The sequence below is a fragment of the Lentihominibacter hominis genome (genome assembly GCF_014385065.1).
Taxonomy (GTDB): domain Bacteria; phylum Bacillota; class Clostridia; order Peptostreptococcales; family Anaerovoracaceae; genus Lentihominibacter; species Lentihominibacter hominis.
Map to the genome: position 1 here is coordinate 391,954 of NZ_JACRTA010000002.1, position 19,904 is coordinate 411,857.

Consider the following 19,904-nt stretch of genomic DNA (forward strand, 5'->3'; position numbering starts at 1 on the left):
TATAAGTAAAGGGCTGATGGTGAATCAGCCCTTTTTAAACGGATTTAATCGGATATTAAATTTTGAGGAGAAGGATAGATGAATGAAATAAAACATGCTATTAAATGGGTCTGCTTCTGGATGGCTATGGCTGCTTTGTGCTGTACAGCTGTATGGATGTTTATGGGAAGTAAAAGCGGGCTTGAATTTGCTGCAGGATATCTTATAGAGCTGAGTCTCAGTGTAGATAATCTGTTTGTATTCATGTCTATCTTTATGGCGTTTGGCATAAAAGAAGAAGCCCAGCACAGGGTTTTGAGCTGGGGCATAATGGGAGCAATAGTACTGAGGTTTCTGTTTATTTTCTTCGGGCTTAAGATAGTTACATCATTTGGGTGGATACTTTACATATTTGGAGCTATACTCATAATAAACGGAATAAAAATGCTTGCCGGCAAAGAGGAAGAGATAAAGCCTCAGGACAGCAGAATCATAAAAATCGTAGGAAAGATTCTTCCAATGACTGAAGGTTTCAAAGGGAAAAAATTTATGGTTAGAGTTAAGGGGAGACGTGTTTTTACTCCACTGTTTGCGATACTTTGCCTCGTGGAATGCTCAGATATAATTTTTGCGATAGATTCAGTTCCGGCTGTATTTTCTGTTTCTACTAATCTGCTGATTGTATATACATCAAATATATTTGCCATATTGGGACTAAGGCAGATGTATTTTGTACTGGAACATCTTCAGGAACGTTTTCAGTATGTTAAATATGGGGTTGGTATAATACTTATGTTTACAGGAATAAAGCTTCTTGCGGTGATTATTGGGCTTCATATTTCCACCGTATTATCCATCTGTATTATTTTCTTTGTGATCATATGGAGTGTAATACTGTCCATGCTGATCTCCGGCAGACAAAACAGGACATAAGAAATAATAAGTAAAAGCATTATATATCACGTATGCGGAATACAGAGGTCTCCTTATCTTTACGGGCATCAGCTCTTATGCTGCGGAGTTCTACGAGAGTTTCTGTGATTTCGCTTATAATACAGGAGAGCTCTTCTTCTATAGAATAGTAAAAGAGACGATGACTTTCTTCTACATGTCCGGTATTTCTGATATCATTCATCAGAGTTTTTTCTAAAGTATTAAGAATGCCGTAAGCCGTTATTTCTATAGTGTCATTTGATATGGATACTACAGTATCTCTCGGACCGCGTCCGGATCTGAGTTTCAATATTTTTATAAAAGCTTTTCTGATGCTTTCTTCTGTTTCATTTTTTTTGTCAAATTTGAAACAGAGAGTTGTCGAAGATTGCTCTTTGTTGTATAGAATGGATTCACCTATTCTGTACAGTTTTTCTTCAAACGCTTCCATATCTATGGGTTTGACTATATAATTTTCTATATCTAAATCGACAGCTTCAAGTATTGTACTTACATCTGCGACTGATGATGTGATTAGAAATCTGCATGATGAATTCGTTTCCCGTACTTTTTTTATCATCTCCAGACCGCCCATTCCGGGAAGAAGTATGTCTACAATAGCTATGTCCGGATTATATTTGCTGAATAGTTCGATCCCTTTCTCGGCATTTTCGGCAAGGAGAACTTTGCCAAAACGTCTTTTCAGAAATCGTTCTATGCTTGAACGTGTATTATCATTATCTTCGATATAAATTACTTTGAGGGTTTTAAATGTATTCATGATTTTGTTCTGAATGACCCGGTGCGATCATTCTTTCCTTTCTTTTATAGATATGGTGAATGTCACACCATTCTTATTATTGACAAATGATATGCGCCCATTGAAATGGTTTTCTATTATCTGCTTGACCATATAGAGGCCTATACCGGTTCCTCCTTCTTTTTCTTTTGTGGAATAATACGGCAGAAAAATTTTCTCACCATCCTCTTTAGGTATGTTTTTTCCGCTGTTGAAGATATTAAGGGAGATATGTGTGGTCTCTGCTGTATTTTTGATTTCTGAAGAAATTTTTATTATACCGGGTGTTATTTTTGAGGAAATAACAGAGTCTCGGGCATTTTCCAGTATATTAAAGATACATTGTATGAATTCATTTCTGTAGTTGGTTATGGATATATCATCTGCTACATCATTTATTATATTCACCTGGTTTATTACCAGATTTTCATTCATTATGGAAAGCGCTTTATCGACACTGTCTTTCAAAAAAAATCGCTCTTTGCGCCTGTCCGGCTTGAGAAAATCAGCAAAGTCTGTTATGGTACCGGACATGATGGAAACATTTTCACGTATCTTGGCCTGATACTCATTGAAACGGTCAGATGTCAGCTCATCTGAATAATAATCATCCTTCATGTTGGAAATATCTATATTAATGTTGTTCAGAGGCTGTTTGCACTGATGCGCTATATTGCCTATCATTTCTCCCAGTTTTGCCTGTCGGGACTGGTTAATAAGAAGTATTTCATTTTGCTGGGCAGATTCTATGACGGGATCGTAATATCGTTTTATGAGTATGATGGTCATGATTATGATTATAAGTATTGTCATAAGCATGGTTATCATTAAAGTTCTTCGTGTTTCATTGGCGGATGTCATAACAGTTGCTGATGTTTGCGTTGTAGCTAGAATCCATCCATTATTCAGTGTCGTATATGCGGCTATATGTTTTTTACCGTCAGAAGCCTTATACCAGATAGGAGAATTTTCAGGAAAAGATTTTTGTATCTGGGAAGAGAGTGAGGAATAATGTTTCATGGGATCTTCAATATCTTCACTTGATGCACAGTAGTTCATATTTCCGTCGAAAAGGACTATCTGACTGTCGCTGTATATTTTCATGGATTTAAGAATATCATCGATTTCAGTCATGAGCATATCAGAGCCTACTATTCCTATAAGGTTGCCGTCATAGTCATATACCGATTTAGTGTGAGTGGCCATATACTCATTCAAGGAACTTTCATAATCTAAGGCTCCCCAATATTCACCGTTTTTTATAGCATCATAGTAATAATCTACCCGTGGATTGCCTTTGATAAGCCAGCTGGGAGCAAGTGAGCGTGCGTCTATATAATTGACAGTACCATCTTTGTAGGCATACCATACCTCTTCCATACCAGAATGAAGGTCTGGAGAAAATGTGACATATATTCCGGATATGTGTTCCGTTTTTTTCAATGAGTGTTTTATTATATCTCCTGTCTGATTCTTCAGCTGCAGGAAGGTATCGTAGTTATGAATATAATCTTTACCGGAAAATGTGACTTGGACGGTAGAATGAAGCATGTTTATCAGATTTGACATGCTGTTGAATACCATATCCAGATCAGTTCCTGCACTTCTGATGGCATACTCTGTCTTATCTTCAGCTTCTATTTCAAAAGCTTGCTGATTTCGGAAAAGACCGATGATCTCTACAGGCAGAGCGATGAGAAGCGCACTCAGTATTATTAAAATGATTACACGTGTGAATGGTTTTTTCATTTCGAGATACGTTCTCCAATCTTCTTGACAATTGCATTTCAAGATAAATGATATCATCTTTTGGAAAGTTTAACTACTGTTGTCAATAAATTTTTAAAAATTTAAAATTTATTGACATATCTAAAGATTTATAGTACTATTCTTTTATGAAGGATTGCAGACTATTGTATAGGAGGCAATGCTTTAAGGTTTGGATATGAAAGTTGAGAGACTAAGAAGGAATTGCAGTTATATTGCTTTTTATGGATCAACGCATTGTTTTGCGTTGATCTTTTTGTTTTTATCATTATATTTTAAGGAGGGAAAAATGAAGAAACTTTTAACCTATTTGCCGCTTACGCTTTTAATGGCGTTTGTAATGATGATGGCAACATCTTGTTCAAAGACCAGTGATCTTTCTATGCAGGAAGATATTGACAAGATGCTGGAACTTACAGCTGATGCTACAGATGAGGCTGAAGATGTTGCCTATAAGCTGGCATATGATGAGGAACTATGGGATGATTCCACTGGATTCAGAACGGCAGGATCTGATGCGGAACACCGAGCGGCAGATTATCTGGCAGAAGAATTTGAAAAAATAGGCCTTTCAGATGTGAAGAAAGAACCTGTAACAGTGGATAAATGGCAGTTTAATGAGGCTTATATGAATATCAGCTACAGTGATAAGAATGGACAGAAGAAAGAACTTAATATTGATGATATGGTATCTTATGCTGCTCAGGGAACAAAACAGCTTGGCGGAGATTACAGTAGTCTTGGGATTGTTGATATGGGGACAGGTACCGAAGCGGAGTATCAGGCCTATTATGAAGAGAACGATTGTACTGATATGTCAGGGAAAATTGTTCTCGTAGGTGTAGATCAGTGGAATGAAGTTTGGATAGACGGTCCATATATGGAAGCTGCTGTTCAAGGCGCTGAAGCGATAGTAAGTTACTCTGTTGGAGGTTATGCTCAGTATGATGAGGATACTATCAATATACAGGATATATGCGCCCCTGATATGAAGATGCCATGTACATCCATATCTAAGAATGAGGCTGAAAAGATACAGAAGATTTTAAAATCAGGAAAGAATATATCGGCAGAGCTTTATGTAGACAATGAGGTAGGAAGCCAAAACGGAACAAGCTATAATGTCACAGGAACTATAAAAGGAACAGAAAATACAGGGCAGAGGATAATAGTTGCCGGCCACTATGATAAATATTTTTACGGATTCGAGGATGACTGCACAGCTGTAGGTCTTGCAACAGGTATAGCCAAGGCTATTATAGACTCAGGCTATCAGCCGGCAAATGATATAGTATTCATAGCCCATGGAGCTGAGGAGTGGGGACGTTTTGACACTTCCACCGATTGGGCTATAGGTTCATGGGAAATGATTACGACAGCTCATCCCCAGTGGCAGGGAAGTACATTGGCCCTGATCAATTTTGAAATGCCAAGTGTGGATAGTTTCAACGATGTAGGTATTATGCGTACTTCTTATGAGTTGGGGGAGATAGGAAATACACTGTTCTCATCAGGCCTTATAAATGAAGTGGATTCTTTTTATAAGGATGGTGTAGAGGTTAAAAATGATGATCAGGAATTGCCGAGAACGGACTGCATATCATATCAGTTTAACGGGGTTCCCGCATTTATGCCAAGACAGGAGGATAAAACCGAATGGTCTCAGAACAGATATCATACTCCTAAAGATGATGATAATGTAGATGATGACAAAGGGGATGGAGTTCACAGCAAGGAACTTCTTGAGTATCAGCTGTCTTTGTATTCGGCCCTTGCTATGTATATTGACGGAACACCTGCTCTGGCACTTGACTTCAACAGCAGATGTGATGATTTTGAAGCAGCTATAGAGGATACAGAAAAATATGCTTCAAAAGAATCAGTAGCTGCATATAAAGATGCTCTTGAAGAACTCAGAGAATCTGCACAAGAAAATCTTGCTGCGGCAAAAGATATAAATTCTGATTATGAGAAAGCTTATAGAGAAGATGATAAGGAGGCTATGAAAGCAGCGAGAGAAAAAGGGACAGAGCACAACACTAAAGCTCTGGCTGCATTCAAATATGTTCAGGATCAGTTTATGGGGCTGGCAGATTATGGCGATATAGAACTGCATCATAAAGGACTTCAAAATAATCTTGACCTTTATACAGGAGTTGTGGATGCTATAAGTGACGGTGAAATAACAGAAGATGACGTATGGCTTGCTTCAGAAATAAACGGATATTATGAATATTATGCTTATCTTTACAGTGATGAGGTATGTGCGCTTTCCAACGGACTGTTGATGAACGATAAAGTGGAAAGTAATTGGGGAAGCAATAAGATGACACTTGCTATAAAAGATTCGTGGAAAACAACGAAAAATATGTATGCCAAATGGAATGAAGGTGTTACAGATCCGGCAGCTTATGAAGGATTTGCAGAAGAATATAAGGGATATATTGATATTCTGAAAGCAGATCTTCAGGAGTTTGTAAATAGTGAGACTGAGGCTATGAAACAGCTGAAGGATATGATATAAAAGAATAGTATATAAGAAAAACAGCGGACTGCTTCATAGACAGCCGCTGTTTTATCTTTCTGATGTTTATAGCGTACATAGGGGTATTGTTAAATGCAAAGTCATTCATTTTTTGAAAATAGAGTCTCTGAATTTTCTTAAAACCTGTCGCTGTAATTCAGCAGATTTCTTATAAATCCTGCCTGGGGAGGCTTCTTGTTCCCCATTATGGTGGAATAGTATACAATAGAAGCATCAAAACTATCTTTGCTTGTTCTGATTATAGCATATGATCCGCTGCTGCCGTCCCTGGGAAGTGTAAGACTGCCGGGATTAATGAGATATATACCTTGTTCATGTTCTATAAGCGCTTTGTGGGTATGGCCAAAGACTACAGCTTTACATTGATTCTCCATTGCTTTGTACATAAGAGTATTCAGCTGGTATTTGACGTTTTCCATGTGTCCGTGTGTGATCATGATTTTTCCGTATTCTGTGTCAAATGTTTTAAAGTCATTCCTGCTGTATCCGCCGTCACAGTTTCCTTTCACTGCTAAGACAGGAACCTTAAGTTCTCTTTCCAGTTTGTTTCCGTCTGATATAAAATCCCCTGCATGTATTATAAGATTTATATCGGTGAGTTTAGGCCATATATCTCTTATTTTATTGAGTTTTCCGTGTGTATCACTGATAACTAAAATTTTCATAAATTAAGTTTATCATAATTAAGTATCATTGACTATACTTTAATTTTAAAGTAAAATGAAAAATAAGATAAAATAGGAAAGATTTGGTCATCATATGTCAGAAAATAAAAAAACAATAAAAACAGACGGTCAGGATCTGGCTGAAAAAGCTGAAGAAATTAAGAAATCGGGAGTTACTGACGTCATTATAACTGTAAACACTTTCAATCATACCAGATATAAAAAAACAAACGGAGGAAAAGAGCTGCAGCCGGTAATAGACGGACTGAATTGTGCTGTAGGTCAGAAGCTTAATATAAGATTGGATGTAGCTATAGAAGAAGATTTTAATGATGATGAAATCTTGGATTTTTTGCAGCTTACATTCCAGCATAAATTTGATATCGTATTTCTTCCTACCATAAGCTATGATTTTTTAAAGAGCAAAATGCCTGCGTTGAAGAAGCTCGAAGGGGATTTTGGCGAGATTGAAATGTATAAATATCCGGTATCAGTAGGAAGAATCGGATTCTTGAAAGGTCAGGAGTAAAATATATGCATGAAAAGCTATATGATATGAAAAAGGAATTGACAGGACTGCTTAAACAAGACAGGCTTTTGAAGTCTGCCGTAAGGGAAGTCAATAAGATAGATATGATCAAAGGCTCTCTTATTGTAAGAAATCCAAGGCATGATAAGATCGCAGTAGATGAGATACTTAAAGGAGACCTCCAAAGAGATGTTCCTGTCAAGGACTATGTGTTTATGGAGAATTTCTGCAAAGTCATAAATGTTGCATATAACTGTCTGGAAATGGGAAATTATCTTGATAAATATTTTCTTATAAGCGCCTATAGGATACTTATAGAGGATGAAAGCGGATATTTCAGAAAAACCAATCCTGTGGTATATTCGTATAATCATGTACCGACGCATGCTCTGGATATAGAGGAGAAGCTTGACGATGCTCTAAGACGTGTTTACAGTCTTGAAGCCGGAAATAATGTGATTCTTAAGGCTATGTATATTCATAATAAGCTGATAGAGATATATCCATTCAGCCAATATAGCGGTGAATTGGCTGTATTTGCTATGAATTATTATCTGATGGAAAATGGTCTTGCTCCGATAAATATGCCTATCTCAAGAGAAGACTATTTTAATATTGTAGGTGATTGCCTTAAAGGTCATCGGCAGGAAGAATTTTATAATTTCCTGTGCAGGGCTGTTTATGATAAGATGCAGGGAACGATAGATGCCTGCAGAGAATATCTTAAGAACCAGAATGCTTGATCATTCTGGAAATGATATGATTATAAAAAGTTTAGAGTCGCGGTATTCAGATTTTATACTGCCTCCCATCTGTTCTGTCAGCAGTTTGGCTATAGAAAGGCCGAGTCCTGTTGAATTTCTGTCTGTTTCAACCGTATAAAAACGATCGAAGAGCTGACCTGCAGCTACGGTATTCATGTTAGGAGCATTATTGGAAAATATGATGGTTCCGTCTTCATTCATACGGATATTAAAATCATCAGCGCTGTATTTCAGCGCATTACTTATTATATTATTAAAAATACGTGTAACAGCTGAAGGGTCAAGAATTCTGTAAATTGGTCTATCAGGAAGACGAATATCAGGAACAATCCCTTTTTGCTGTATAGATGCATAAAAGGATACAAGGCTTTCCTCCAGGAGGCTGCGTATATCAGTCTTTTCGTTGGAAAATTCTTGTATGGAAACTGCTATAGAATATCTGAATAGTTCTTCCATGAGTTTTTTTAAAGCATCTGCTCTGTTTTCAACCTGAGCAATATATCGTGCCATATTTTTTGATTTGTTTTCTGTTTTCATCAAATCCAGATATCCGTACATAGCTGTCAGAGGTGTACGAAGATCATGAGAAATGTTTGTGACGGCATTTTTCAGTTCAAGATCTCCTTGTTGATAATTTAATCTGTCTTTTTGAAGCTTTTTTAGTTCCCCGTTTAAATCAGCAGCCAGGTTCATCATATGTGAATCCCGGCTGCTGATATCTATCAGTGTATTGGTATCTGAAGATATCCGGTCTGCAAAAGCTTCTCTGATTTCATCTGCTGTTTTTCTCAGAAGATGGATTTTTAATAACAGGCATACTATTATGATGATGAAAATACTTATGAGGCAGGATAACCAAAACACTGTGATACGCTCCTTTGATTATTGGTAAATTGTTTTTTATTTTATATCTCTCTTTCGGAATATTAACATGCCGATTACTATAGAGGCAAGAATAATTATACTTGAGTATATAGCCAATAGATAAGGCTCCTGAATAAGACCTCCGTTTTGAGTTATATTAACCGCCTGTCCGGTAGGCAGAAAGTCGTTGAAAAATTGATAGATGCTTCGTATCGTTCCTTCAAGATAATCGGGATTTGATACTATTCCAGATGACATTATTTGGCCTGTGTCAGGATCATGATTTAAACTTTCATAAGTTTCCGGCTGCGCTAATTTGTTGAGAATATATATTGATATGACTAACATGAAAACTGATATCAGGATATTAACAACTGCAGCGAGGGCTTTGTTTTGGCATGTCATTGATATTATGGTGTGGAAGGCTGTAAATGCTATAGACATGGCAAAACTGCATAGGATCAATATGACTATTCCTTGGAGCGTTCCGTCTTGAATGCCGCACAGAGGGATGCCGATAATAAGAGTTCCGACTATATAGGAAAAACAGAAAATTAAGCCTGCCGCGCAGCAGCAGATCAGGTTTGACGTATAAATATGATTTCGCGTGTGACCTATCACAAGCTTGTTTCTCATTGTTCCGTCACTGTATTCTGTTCCTGTGAAAAGACTTACAAAAGCAGGAATGATTATGGCTATCGCTGTAGCGTAGATGAACAGTACATTTGTGATATAGGCGTTTTCATGGTATTGATTCATTGCAATATAATGTGTTGTCATCATGAAAATACCAAACAGAAACATTCCTATTGTACAGAGCCAGAAAAATTTATTCACTTTGAGTTTAGCAAAATCCGCTGATAATAATTTATTCATTTGTTTTTCCTCCTCCGATTAAGTTGAGATAAAAGCTTTCCAGACTTTCTCCACGTTCAGTAAGAGATATGATTTCACAGCCTTTATTCATCAGAGTAAGAGTTAGATTGGATATATTTATTTTAGCAAAAATATCGGCTGTATTTTCGGATAATATATTGTATTGTATATCCATTTCATCCAAAACCAGACTCAGTATGTTAGTATCGGAGACTTGTATGCGTAAGCATTTGCGGCATGCCGCTTCCAATTCCTCTGCACTTATTTCTTTTACCATATGGCCGCTGTCAATAAAGCCATAATGGGTAGCCAGACGGGACAGTTCATCCAAAATGTGGCTGGAGATTAGGAATGTGATCTGTCGTTTTTGGTTGAGTTTGAGAATAAGCTCTCTCATTTCGATGATTCCTTGAGGGTCGAGACCGTTCACAGGCTCGTCAAGTATCAGAAGGTCAGGATTTCCTGCCAGAGCGATGGCAATACCAAGGCGCTGCTTCATACCTAAAGAGAAGTGTTTTACTTTTTTCCTTCCTGTATTTTCTAAGCCTACGAGTTGAAGCAGATTAGGGATATCATCAAATGAAGGCAGACCAATAATGCGGTATTGCTCTTTCAAGTTGTCCTCTGCCGTCATATTAAGATAAATAGATGGTGTTTCTACTACGGCTCCCATTTTGCGGCGGCATTTTGTGATCTCGGGTTGTGTATTTTTTGTTCCGTATAATGTATAGTTTCCTGATGTTGGCTCCTGAAGGCCGCAGATAAGACGTATAAGAGTGGTTTTGCCGGCGCCGTTTTTCCCTACGAAACCGTAGATGGCGCCTCTCGGAACATGGATGGAGAATCCATCCAGAGCTTTAAAATGTTTGTAATGTTTGCTGAGTGATTCAGCTGTAAGAATATAGTCCATATGAAACCTCCTGTATAGCCGGTTTGATACCGGTATTTTTTCTGTTACGGACGTTATTCTATCAGGAAAAGGTTAAGAGGGCAGTAAAGAAAACAGTAAAAAAAGAGTTAAGATTTGTTTTCTCTCATTTTGAAACCTATGCCCCACACGGCTTCTATATAATCTTTGCCTCCTATATTTTTAAGTTTTCGGCGCAGGTTACTGATATGCACCTTTAGAGAGTTTTCTGTGCAGTCCGGAGTATCTGTGCTTATCTGATCAAGTATAAAGGATTTCGTTATAACTTGAGAGGGGTTTTGCATAAGTAATTTTAAAATGGCATATTCAGTTTGGGTAAGTTTAACTTCATCTTCTGATACAGAGACCGACCGTAAAGAAGTGTTAAGTGTAAGATCATTAAAAGATATGATGTTTTGTGCTGAATCCGAATTTTTTGCCTTAGAGGATAAAGATGCGCCGGAGCTCATACGAAGCTGCACAGCTATTCTGGCTAGCAGCTCTTTTATGTCAAAAGGCTTTGTTATATAGTCGCAGGCGCCGTTCATGAGAAGATGAACTTTATCGTCGATTCCTACTTTGGCGCTCACAACAATTACCGGGATGCCGGTGATTTGAGGAAGAACCTCTTCACCGGCAAGCCCCGGCAGCATTAAATCAAGAAGAATAAGATCAGGTTTATTTTCAGAAAGAAGGTATAAAGCCTCCGTTCCGGAGTAGGCACGAAGGCAGTTATAACCTTCGCGCCTAAGAACTTCTTCAAGCATATTTCCTATGTGAATGTCATCATCTATTATAGCAATTGTTTTCATTTTAGCGAGCCTGTTTCTTATTTGCTATATCCGCCAGCTGTTCGTCAACACTTTCAAATGAAGTGGAACCCTTTGAAAGTTTTGCTTTTATACAGCTTCGGATTGCTATTTTATCATATATATCATCTTCGAATTTATCAGAAAATGATTTGAATTCATCCATTGTCATTTCTTCAATTGCGATGCCTTTATTGATGCAGTAAAGAACTATTTTACCTATTATCTCGTGGCAGTCCCTGAATGGAATACCTTTTGAAACAAGATAATCAGCTGCATCAGTAGCGTTCATATATCCATATTTAGCGGCGTTTTCCATTTTGTCTTCTCTGACCTTCATTGTAAGGATCATTTCAGTGAATATGCCGATGGAAGATTTTAAAGTATCTGCTGCATCAAATACAGGGATCTTGTCTTCCTGAAGATCCTTATTGTATGCCAGAGGGAGTCCTTTACATATGGTAAGAAGGCTCATAAGGTCTCCGTATACGCGACCTGTCTTGCCTCTTATCAGCTCTGCCATATCAGGATTCTTTTTCTGAGGCATTATGCTGCTGCCTGTAGAAAAGGAGTCATCTATTTCCACGAAGCTGAATTCAACGGAACTCCATAATATAAGTTCTTCGCAGAATCTTGACAGATGCATCATGGTAACTGCACAGCAGTTTATAAATTCTATGGCAAAGTCTCTGTCGGCTACTGCATCCATGCCGTTGGGAAGAACTGAGGCAAAGCCCAGTTCTTTAGCAAGGAAATCTCTGTCCGTGTCATATGTAGTTCCGGCAAGCGCTCCGCTCCCCAGAGGAAGTCTGTCTATTCTTCCCAGACAGTCGCTGAATCTTTCCTGATCTCTTGAAAACATTTGATAATAGGCAAGAAGATGATAGGATAGTGTTACAGGCTGGGCTCTCTGCAGGTGAGTATAGCCGGGCATTACCGTATCGGTGTGCTGACGCGCCAACTTTTCCAGAGCATCAAGAAGAATTTTTATGGCAGTAGTTATGGCATCTGTTTCTTTTTTCAGATAGAGTCTTATATCCACAGCGATCTGATCATTTCTGCTTCTGGCCGTATGAAGTTTTTTTCCTATGGCTCCGATCCTGTCGGTGAGAATAGATTCTATATTCATATGGATATCTTCTGATTCAATGGTGAATTCCACATTGCCTGTTTCGATATCTGAGAGTATCTCTCCTAATGTTTTTATTATGAGTTCAGATTCATCTTGAGTGATTATACCCTGTTTGCCTAACATTTTTGCATGAGCTATGCTGCCGGCTATATCTTCTTTGTAAAGACGCTGGTCAAACTCTATGGAAGCATTGAATTCATCAGCGGATGAAGTCGCCGCCTTTGAGAACCTTCCTTTCCAAAGTTTCATGTTTCTTGGATCCTCCTTCAACTGTTTCTTTCTGAATAGCACGTATTTTGAGCGGAAGTGAGAACAGGTTTATGAATCCTTCCGCATCTTGCTGATTATATACTTCGTCTTTACTGAATGTAGCGAACTCTTCGTTGTAAAGAGAGTAAGGTGATTTTTTGGCAGCTACTCTTGCACATCCTTTGTAGAGCTTCATTTTTACGGTACCGGTAACCTGTGACTGAGTTACGTCCACGAAAGCGCTGATTGCTTCGCGCAGAGGTGTGAACCACAGTCCGTCATATACCAGCTGGGCGAATTTCTGAGCCACTATAGCCTTGTACTGTGTTGTGTCTCTGTCAAGAATGAGCTGTTCAAGCCCCGAATGTGCCGTAAATAATATGGTTCCTCCCGGTGTTTCATATACTCCTCTTGACTTCATGCCAACGAGACGATTTTCTATAATATCGATAGTGCCTACTCCGTTTTTGCTTCCCAGTTCATTGAGTTTTGTAAGGATGTTGATGGGGTCCATTTTTTTTCCGTTAAGTCCCACAGGTATACCTTTTTCAAAATCTATATCTATATATGTCGGTTCATCCGGAGCCTTTTCGGGAGGCACGCTCAGTACATGAATAGTGTCAAAGTGTTCGTTCCACGGATTCTCCAGTTCTCCGCCTTCATGACTTATATGCCATATGTTTTCATCTCTGGAATAAATTTTTTTCGTAGTCTGGCTGATGGGGATATTGTGAGCGGCAGCATATTCAATAAGATCTTCACGTGATTCGAAGTCCCAGAATCTCCATGGGGCGATGATTTTGATGGCGGGATTCAGAGCTTTTATCGTAGTTTCGAAACGAACCTGATCATTGCCCTTTCCTGTACATCCGTGAGCAATTATGTAAGCACCTTCTTCTTCTGCTACTTCTACAAGTTTTTTTGCCATGAGCGGCCTTGCCATTGAAGTTCCCAGCATGTATTCGTTTTCGTAGATAGCCCCGGCCTTGAGAGTAGGGTATATGTAATCAGTAATGAATTCTTCTCTTATATCCAATGTTATCGCTTTCACTGCGCCTGTTGCGATAGCTTTTTCTTCGATTGCATCGAAATCCTCCTGCTGTCCGGCGTTGCAGCATACTGCTATAACATCGTAATCATAAGTTTCTTTAAGCCAACAAGCCAGTACAGATGTATCAAGACCACCTGAATAGGCAAGTATCACTTTTTCCTTAGCCATTTTTTATTCCTCCTAAACGATTTTATTCTATTTGTATATTATCACTCTAATTATGAATAAAAATTTACAACTTGTTATTATTATACATTAGAAATTGGTAAATTCAACCCTAATAATGAAAAAAATATAAAAATTATAATATAAATAAAAAATATGGAGACTTTGTATATAAATTATTGTAGAATAGAGCTGTAGAGGTGGTAAAATGAAAGTGAGTTTCGACGAAAAACACATTAAATGGGGACTTACGGCATTCCTGGTGGTTTTATGCAGTATTATTGTATTTTTTGCAATATACAGAATAGACAGCGTAAATAAAGTTCTCGGAATATGTGTTTCAATTCTTACTCCTTTTATATACGGACTGGTTATGGCATATCTGTTGTGTCCTGTATACAACTTTACAGTAAGAGGTGTTTACTCTCTGCTGAACAGAAGAAAACGGGTGTTTTCAAGGTCTCTGTCTTTTTCAAAAGCTGTAGGTACTTTTGTATCGATAACTGTGATGCTGGTGATTATTACCGGAATTTTATGGATGATAATACCCGGCCTTGTGGAAAGTATAACGAAGATAATAAAGATTCTTCCTTCGAGTATGGAAGAGCTGAAAGCATGGCTGGATGTCAAACTTACCAATATGCCGGAAGTAAAGAATGTACTGGACGGATGGATAAATAATTTTACAAAAAACGCTATAGATTTTGTGACACAGACGGTTTTGCCGGAATACAGTTCCATAGCTACGAAGATATCCGAAGGAGTTATCGGAGTACTGAACGTCATCAAGAATTTTTTCATAGCTATAATAATATGCGTATATTTTCTTAACAGTAAGGATACTTTTGCAGCTCAGATAAAGAAAATAATCCTGTCTGTATTTAAAAAAAATACGGCAGATGAGATCCTGCAGGGGGCAGCTTTTACCAATAAGACTTTTGGAGGATTTATAAACGGCAAACTGATAGATTCTCTCATTATAGGAATAATATGCTTTATAGTTATGAGTATATTCGGCTGGGAATATACTCTGCTTATAAGTTGTATAATAGGTATAACTAATATAATTCCTTTCTTTGGACCGTTTATCGGCGCTATACCTTCAGCACTTCTGCTGCTAATGGTGGATTACAGACAATGCGTATACTTTGTAATTTTTATATTCATATTGCAGCAGTTTGACGGTAATATCCTGGGACCTAAGATATTGGGAGACAGTACAGGTCTTGCCAGTTTCTGGGTGCTGTTTGCGGTTCTGATCGGGGGAGGTTTGTTCGGCTTTATCGGTATGGTGGTCGGGATACCTATCTTTGCGGTTATATATGCTTATGTATCAAGAGCTGTAAATGGAAAGCTGAGGAAACGCGGGCTTTCTACAGCGTTGGATGAATATAGGGTAGACAGTTACAGTGTGAAGAACAGGGATGTTCGTAAAATGAAAAAAGGCGGTAAATAATAATGAGTTTTGATGGGATAAAGAAGATCCTGAAAAATGAGATAGATAATATAATTATAGAAGAAAATGTTCCTATGTCAAAGTATACGTCTTTTCGGGCAGGAGGGAGTGCCCGAATGATGGTGATGCCTCAAAGTATCGATGATCTGAAAACAGTTCTCAGTGTGCTCGGCAGTGAATCATGCCGGCATATGGTACTTGGAAATGGCTCCAATGTACTTGTTCGTGACAGTGGATATGACGGTATTATAGTAAAGATTGGCAGTGGATTTGATTATGTGAGACAGGAAGAAGACTGTCTTGTCTGCGGAAGCGGTTCGCTGATGTCTGTAGTGGCAAAAGCGGCTGTTTCAGCTTCATTAGCCGGTTTTGAATTTGCTTCCGGAATTCCCGGTTCCATAGGAGGGGCTGTGTTTATGAATGCCGGAGCATATGGCGGCGAGATAAAGGACATACTTAAGAAGGCGCATATCATTTCGAAGGACGGCAGAAATGAATATCAGATGACTTCAGATGAACTTCAGATGGGATACAGGCATACAGTCCTTCATGAAACAGGGGATGTTGTAGTTGAAGTTGAGCTGGCTTTGAAAAAAGGAGAACAACAGAAGATAAAAAGTCAAATAGCGGAGCTGATGGACAGGAGAAATTCTAAACAGCCTGTCAATTTTCCAAGCGCAGGAAGTTTTTTCAAGAGGCCTGAGGGATATTTTGCAGGTAAGCTGATACAGGATGCCGGTCTGAAAGGTCTTACAGTAGGCGGAGCACAGGTATCAGAACTTCATAGTGGGTTCATAATAAATAGGGGAGGTGCCACTGCGTCTGATATCCTCCAGCTTATGGAGATCATACAGGCCAGGGTATTTGATGAGTTTGGGGTAAAACTGGAGACGGAGGTAAGGATAATTGGATAACAAAGAAAAAGCAGCAGACAAGTACAGACTTGTCTACGATTTACATACTCATACGACGTATTCTCACGGTAAAGGATCAGTAGAGGACAATGTAAGAGAAGCATTCAACAAGAAACTGGAATTTATAGCTATTTCAGATCACGGTCCGGGGCATTTGTTTTACGGTATAAACAGAAATGAACTGGTGAATATGAGAAATGATATAGAGCGGATGAATGTTAAGTATCCTAAGCTCAGTGTCAAAATGAGCGTTGAAGCCAATATCATAAAGGGCGGAAATGGCCTTGACATAACTCCTGATGAATTTGATGAATTTGATTTTGTCATTGCAGGATATCATTATGGCTTGTTTGGCTGTTACTGTATAAGAAACTGGCTCTGGAGTAAGGGATTCAGGAAAGGCGAGGAAAGGCTCAGAAAAATCAATACTGAGATGGTAATAAAGGCTCTTCGGGAAAACGATATCTCCATATTGACTCATCCGGGAGATAAAGGGCCTTTTGATATAAAGGCCATAGCCGAAGTATGTGCTGAGACTGATACCTTAATGGAGATAAATACATGGCATGGACATATGACGGTGGAAGAGATAAAGACTGCTGCGCAGATAGAAGGTGTTAATTTTATAATAAGCAGTGATGCGCATACTCCTGACCGGGTGGGTGATTTTAAAGCGGGTATTGAAAGAGCCGAGGAAGCGGGGCTTGATCTTTCCAGGATAGTTAACATAGAAAAAACAGAGGAAGTAAAATGAAAGCTATAATAGTAACAGGATTATCGGGAGCCGGAAAGACTCAGGCAATAGACTGCCTTGAAGATATGGGCTATTACTGTATAGATAATATGCCTCCGGCGCTTATAAAAAGCTTTATAGATCTTACAGGAAAAGGAAAGGGGATAGACAAGGCCGCTTTTGTTATAGATGTGAGAGGGGGAAGGCTTTTTGATGATCTTAAAGATTCTCTGGAGGAGCTCAAAAGAGAAGCTGTAGATTACAAGATATTGTTCCTTGAAGCCTCAGACAGGACATTGCTGAGACGATATAATGAAACGAGAAGAAATCATCCGCTTTCTGAAGGAGGCCCTGTGGCTGCAGGTCTTGCCAGAGAACGTGAGAGGCTGGAAGTCCTCAGAAAAGAAGCGGATTATGTCATTGATACATCTAATATGAAGTCTGCTCAGCTCTGGTCAGAGATAAAGCATTTGCTGACATCAGGTGAGAATAACAAATCTTTTATAATAAATATTATGTCTTTCGGATATAAGAGAGGAACGCCGATGGCGGCAGATATGGTTTTTGATATGAGGTTCATACCTAATCCATATTATGTAAAATCTCTAAGACCTCTTACGGGCAATAATGCTAAAGTCAGTAAATATGTGCTGAAACATAAGATAACCGATGAATTTCTGCAGAAAGCCATGGATATGATAGAAATGCTGATACCTTTTTATATAAAAGAGGGGAAATACAGTCTCAATGTTTGTATAGGCTGTACAGGAGGACATCATAGATCTGTAGCTGTAGCCAATGAACTTCACAGACGTCTTCAGGACAGTGGTAAGAGAACAACTCTTGAACACAGAGATCTGTAGGCAGATTTTAAAAGCCGGGAAATTAAGCCTCCCTGAATTATCGGGGAGGTTTTTCATAATAGATAATATACAGTCGGAGGAATAAAATGTCGTTTGCATCTGATACAAAAAATGAACTGGCACATATAGTACCGGAAAAGAAATGTTGCATGCTGGCCGAAATCGCAGGGTTTATGCGTACTGCCGGAAGCGTTCAGCTTGCAGGAGGGGGAAAGTTCAAAATAGTTATGACAACCTCAAACCCGGCAGTTGCCAGACATTATAAGACGATGATAAAGAATTATTTTTCCATAGATACTGCTGTGGGAATGGGGCAGGACAATTCCATAAAAGGAGGAAATTCTTACATACTTTATATAGGGCCCGAGAACCGGAGTGAAGAGATATTGAGAGAGACCGGCATACTTATGGTAAAAGAAGGGCTGAATGCTATCAGTGACGGCATATACGACGGTCTTGTAAGAACAAAATGTTGCAGAAAGTCGTATTTGAGAGGAGTATTTTTGGGTACCGGCAAGGTGAACAACCCGGAAAAAGAATATCATTTTGAAATAGGCGCCGAAAGGGAGGTGCTGGCAAAGGATATAAGAAAGCTTTTAAATAGCTTTGTTGATATACATGCCAAGATCACTAAAAGAAAAAAGGGCTATGGCGTTTATCTTAAAGCGGGAGAACAGGTAAGAGATGTTATAGGAATCATGGGCGCATCAAATCAGTTTTTTAAATTTGATGAGATTATGATGATGAAGGGCCTTAAATCACAGACGTATAGGTTGAATAATCTGGATAACGCCAATATAGATAAGTCTATAAAGGCAGCTGAAAAGCAAATAAAATGTATAAATACTATAATAGAAAAAAAAGGCTTGGATTTTCTTTCAGCGAAGCTTAAAGAAACCGCACGTATCAGACTTGAAAATCCCGATGCAGGTATCGAAGAACTGGGGAGAATGATGTCTCCTCCCCTTTCCAAGTCAGGAGTCAACAACAGGCTGCGACGTATAGAAGAGATTGCAAAGGAGTTGTAGTTTTATGAAAAATCTCGAATTGATATCAGCTGATGATTTTTTTGAGAAATACAGACAGCTGCCGGGACATGAGCTTCTCACCAGACATATGGCTTCAGTAAAACATTGCAGCGCCAATATGTTTGGAAAATGTGTAATGGGAACTCTCCTGGTGCCGGATAAGAATGATCTGGAAAAGCAAAGACTGAAATGCGGGTTTTATATGAATGCGGACAGGCTTATTATAATAGATGATGAAGGCAGGAGCAGTAAAGTTTTTGAAGAAATGGCCAAAGAGGAAAGCTTTGAAATCGGCAATCCCCCGTTTATGCTTTTTGGATTCATCGAATATCTTTTGCGAGATGATCTTCTTTATCTTGAAGAATATGAAAAGAAGCTTGATATTATAGAGGATCTTGTCACAGATGAAAGGGCGGAGATACCCGAAGATTTCAGCGGATTTATGTCTCGGCACAGAAAGAACCTCAGAACGCTTATCAGTTATTATAAGCTGCTTGCTGATGTGACAGATGTATTGGAAGCATTTTTGGCAAAGGAAAATGATGAAAGAACACGGCAATTTTTTTCTTTTCTCGGAAACAAAGCGGACAGGCTGTATCATGACTCGATGGCTATGTCTGAGTATGTGCTTCAGATAAGAGATATACATCAGTCCAGAATAAGTTCTCAGCAGAATAAAGTAATGCAGCTTCTTACTATCGTTACGACGATATTTATGCCTCTGACACTCATAGCGGGATGGTATGGAATGAATTTTAGGAATATGCCTGAGCTTAAACTCCATTATGGATATCTGGCGGTAGGGATATTGGCGGCTGTTACTGTAATAATAGAAATAATATTTTTTAAAAGAAAAAAATGGTTTTAGAGGAGTAT

General features: G+C 38.6%; 19 protein-coding genes. 10 read left to right on the top strand and 9 right to left on the bottom strand.

Annotation, left to right across the window (positions count from 1 at the left end):
- Positions 1 to 78 precede the first annotated feature (78 nt).
- The gene (locus H8692_RS07085) at positions 79 to 912 is read left to right on the top strand and encodes a TerC/Alx family metal homeostasis membrane protein (protein ID WP_187525326.1); all 834 of its coding nucleotides are present in this window, start codon (positions 79 to 81) and stop codon (positions 910 to 912) included.
- A 19-nt stretch (positions 913 to 931) separates the two neighbouring features.
- Here H8692_RS07085 and H8692_RS07090 read toward each other — a convergent pair whose 3' ends face one another.
- Positions 932 to 1,693 (bottom strand): response regulator, encoded by a 762-nt coding sequence (locus H8692_RS07090; RefSeq protein ID WP_187525327.1) that lies wholly within the window; start codon positions 1,691 to 1,693, stop codon positions 932 to 934.
- 27 nt (positions 1,694 to 1,720) lie between these two features.
- Positions 1,721 to 3,460, bottom strand: a complete 1,740-nt coding sequence (locus tag H8692_RS07095; RefSeq protein WP_187525328.1) for a sensor histidine kinase — start codon at positions 3,458 to 3,460, stop codon at positions 1,721 to 1,723.
- A 307-nt stretch (positions 3,461 to 3,767) separates the two neighbouring features.
- Between H8692_RS07095 and H8692_RS07100 the strand changes: the two genes are divergently transcribed.
- Complete coding sequence (locus H8692_RS07100) at positions 3,768 to 6,002, top strand: M28 family peptidase (RefSeq protein WP_187525329.1); 2,235 nt, start codon at positions 3,768 to 3,770, stop codon at positions 6,000 to 6,002.
- 137 nt (positions 6,003 to 6,139) lie between these two features.
- On the opposite strand, the gene H8692_RS07105 is transcribed toward H8692_RS07100, so the two are convergent.
- Complete coding sequence (locus tag H8692_RS07105; RefSeq protein ID WP_187525330.1) at positions 6,140 to 6,688, bottom strand: metallophosphoesterase; 549 nt, start codon at positions 6,686 to 6,688, stop codon at positions 6,140 to 6,142.
- 94 nt (positions 6,689 to 6,782) lie between these two features.
- On the opposite strand from H8692_RS07105, the gene H8692_RS07110 reads away from it, so the two are divergent.
- Together H8692_RS07110 and H8692_RS07115 are read left to right on the top strand one after the other, a co-directional pair.
- Positions 6,783 to 7,217 (top strand): GTP 3',8-cyclase MoaA family protein, encoded by a 435-nt coding sequence (locus H8692_RS07110; RefSeq protein WP_187525331.1) that lies wholly within the window; start codon positions 6,783 to 6,785, stop codon positions 7,215 to 7,217.
- 5 nt (positions 7,218 to 7,222) lie between these two features.
- Complete coding sequence (locus H8692_RS07115; RefSeq protein WP_177270450.1) at positions 7,223 to 7,960, top strand: Fic family protein; 738 nt, start codon at positions 7,223 to 7,225, stop codon at positions 7,958 to 7,960.
- Here H8692_RS07115 and H8692_RS07120 read toward each other — a convergent pair whose 3' ends face one another.
- The 6 genes from H8692_RS07120 to H8692_RS07145 all read right to left on the bottom strand — a co-directional run bounded on the left by H8692_RS07120 (position 7,961) and on the right by H8692_RS07145 (position 14,037).
- A complete protein-coding gene (locus H8692_RS07120; RefSeq protein WP_346727762.1) occupies positions 7,961 to 8,845 on the bottom strand; it encodes a sensor histidine kinase in 885 nt (294 codons plus the stop codon).
- 36 nt (positions 8,846 to 8,881) lie between these two features.
- A complete protein-coding gene (locus H8692_RS07125; RefSeq protein WP_187525332.1) occupies positions 8,882 to 9,721 on the bottom strand; it encodes an ABC transporter permease in 840 nt (279 codons plus the stop codon).
- On the bottom strand, positions 9,714 to 10,631 hold the full coding sequence (locus tag H8692_RS07130) for an ABC transporter ATP-binding protein (protein ID WP_177268903.1): 918 nt from the start codon (positions 10,629 to 10,631) through the stop codon (positions 9,714 to 9,716). The genes H8692_RS07125 and H8692_RS07130 overlap by 8 nt, the downstream gene beginning before the upstream one ends.
- 107 nt (positions 10,632 to 10,738) lie before the next feature.
- Complete coding sequence (locus H8692_RS07135) at positions 10,739 to 11,440, bottom strand: response regulator transcription factor (protein ID WP_187525333.1); 702 nt, start codon at positions 11,438 to 11,440, stop codon at positions 10,739 to 10,741.
- 1 nt (position 11,441) lies between these two features.
- Positions 11,442 to 12,818 (bottom strand): argininosuccinate lyase, encoded by a 1,377-nt coding sequence (gene argH, locus H8692_RS07140; RefSeq protein WP_187525334.1) that lies wholly within the window; start codon positions 12,816 to 12,818, stop codon positions 11,442 to 11,444.
- Complete coding sequence (locus tag H8692_RS07145) at positions 12,769 to 14,037, bottom strand: argininosuccinate synthase (protein ID WP_177268897.1); 1,269 nt, start codon at positions 14,035 to 14,037, stop codon at positions 12,769 to 12,771. The genes argH and H8692_RS07145 overlap by 50 nt, the downstream gene beginning before the upstream one ends.
- A 205-nt stretch (positions 14,038 to 14,242) precedes the next feature.
- Here H8692_RS07145 and H8692_RS07150 point away from each other — a divergent pair, with 205 nt between their 5' ends.
- From H8692_RS07150 to H8692_RS07175, 6 genes are all read left to right on the top strand, one after another.
- Positions 14,243 to 15,490 carry an AI-2E family transporter gene (locus tag H8692_RS07150; RefSeq protein WP_177268895.1) on the top strand — a complete coding sequence of 416 codons (1,248 nt, stop codon included), beginning with the start codon at positions 14,243 to 14,245 and terminating at the stop codon, positions 15,488 to 15,490.
- Positions 15,491 to 15,492: 2 nt separating this feature from the next.
- Complete coding sequence (murB, locus tag H8692_RS07155; RefSeq protein WP_177268893.1) at positions 15,493 to 16,404, top strand: UDP-N-acetylmuramate dehydrogenase; 912 nt, start codon at positions 15,493 to 15,495, stop codon at positions 16,402 to 16,404.
- Positions 16,397 to 17,158 (top strand): PHP domain-containing protein, encoded by a 762-nt coding sequence (locus tag H8692_RS07160; protein ID WP_187525335.1) that lies wholly within the window; start codon positions 16,397 to 16,399, stop codon positions 17,156 to 17,158. The genes murB and H8692_RS07160 overlap by 8 nt, the downstream gene beginning before the upstream one ends.
- Positions 17,155 to 18,000: an RNase adapter RapZ gene (gene rapZ / locus H8692_RS07165; RefSeq protein WP_177268889.1), complete on the top strand. Its 846-nt coding sequence runs from the start codon at positions 17,155 to 17,157 to the stop codon at positions 17,998 to 18,000. Before H8692_RS07160 ends, rapZ begins: the two co-directional genes overlap by 4 nt.
- Positions 18,001 to 18,086: 86 nt before the next feature.
- Complete coding sequence (gene whiA, locus H8692_RS07170; RefSeq protein WP_177268887.1) at positions 18,087 to 19,028, top strand: DNA-binding protein WhiA; 942 nt, start codon at positions 18,087 to 18,089, stop codon at positions 19,026 to 19,028.
- A 4-nt stretch (positions 19,029 to 19,032) separates the two neighbouring features.
- Complete coding sequence (locus tag H8692_RS07175; protein ID WP_187525336.1) at positions 19,033 to 19,896, top strand: magnesium transporter CorA family protein; 864 nt, start codon at positions 19,033 to 19,035, stop codon at positions 19,894 to 19,896.
- The last annotated feature ends 8 nt before the right edge of the window (positions 19,897 to 19,904 follow it).

What these genes read in the sequence shown, in the direction of transcription:
- H8692_RS07085 (WP_187525326.1), top strand. Translation starts at nt 79, where the DNA reads ATGAATGAAATAAAACATGCTATTAAATGGGTCTGCTTCTGGATGGCT.
- H8692_RS07090 (WP_187525327.1), bottom strand. Translation starts at nt 1,693, where the DNA reads ATGAATACATTTAAAACCCTCAAAGTAATTTATATCGAAGATAATGAT.
- H8692_RS07095 (WP_187525328.1), bottom strand. Translation starts at nt 3,460, where the DNA reads ATGAAAAAACCATTCACACGTGTAATCATTTTAATAATACTGAGTGCG.
- H8692_RS07100 (WP_187525329.1), top strand. Translation starts at nt 3,768, where the DNA reads ATGAAGAAACTTTTAACCTATTTGCCGCTTACGCTTTTAATGGCGTTT.
- H8692_RS07105 (WP_187525330.1), bottom strand. Translation starts at nt 6,688, where the DNA reads ATGAAAATTTTAGTTATCAGTGATACACACGGAAAACTCAATAAAATA.
- H8692_RS07110 (WP_187525331.1), top strand. Translation starts at nt 6,783, where the DNA reads ATGTCAGAAAATAAAAAAACAATAAAAACAGACGGTCAGGATCTGGCT.
- H8692_RS07115 (WP_177270450.1), top strand. Translation starts at nt 7,223, where the DNA reads ATGCATGAAAAGCTATATGATATGAAAAAGGAATTGACAGGACTGCTT.
- H8692_RS07125 (WP_187525332.1), bottom strand. Translation starts at nt 9,721, where the DNA reads ATGAATAAATTATTATCAGCGGATTTTGCTAAACTCAAAGTGAATAAA.
- H8692_RS07130 (WP_177268903.1), bottom strand. Translation starts at nt 10,631, where the DNA reads ATGGACTATATTCTTACAGCTGAATCACTCAGCAAACATTACAAACAT.
- H8692_RS07135 (WP_187525333.1), bottom strand. Translation starts at nt 11,440, where the DNA reads ATGAAAACAATTGCTATAATAGATGATGACATTCACATAGGAAATATG.
- argH (WP_187525334.1), bottom strand. Translation starts at nt 12,818, where the DNA reads ATGAAACTTTGGAAAGGAAGGTTCTCAAAGGCGGCGACTTCATCCGCT.
- H8692_RS07145 (WP_177268897.1), bottom strand. Translation starts at nt 14,037, where the DNA reads ATGGCTAAGGAAAAAGTGATACTTGCCTATTCAGGTGGTCTTGATACA.
- H8692_RS07150 (WP_177268895.1), top strand. Translation starts at nt 14,243, where the DNA reads ATGAAAGTGAGTTTCGACGAAAAACACATTAAATGGGGACTTACGGCA.
- murB (WP_177268893.1), top strand. Translation starts at nt 15,493, where the DNA reads ATGAGTTTTGATGGGATAAAGAAGATCCTGAAAAATGAGATAGATAAT.
- rapZ (WP_177268889.1), top strand. Translation starts at nt 17,155, where the DNA reads ATGAAAGCTATAATAGTAACAGGATTATCGGGAGCCGGAAAGACTCAG.
- whiA (WP_177268887.1), top strand. Translation starts at nt 18,087, where the DNA reads ATGTCGTTTGCATCTGATACAAAAAATGAACTGGCACATATAGTACCG.
- H8692_RS07175 (WP_187525336.1), top strand. Translation starts at nt 19,033, where the DNA reads ATGAAAAATCTCGAATTGATATCAGCTGATGATTTTTTTGAGAAATAC.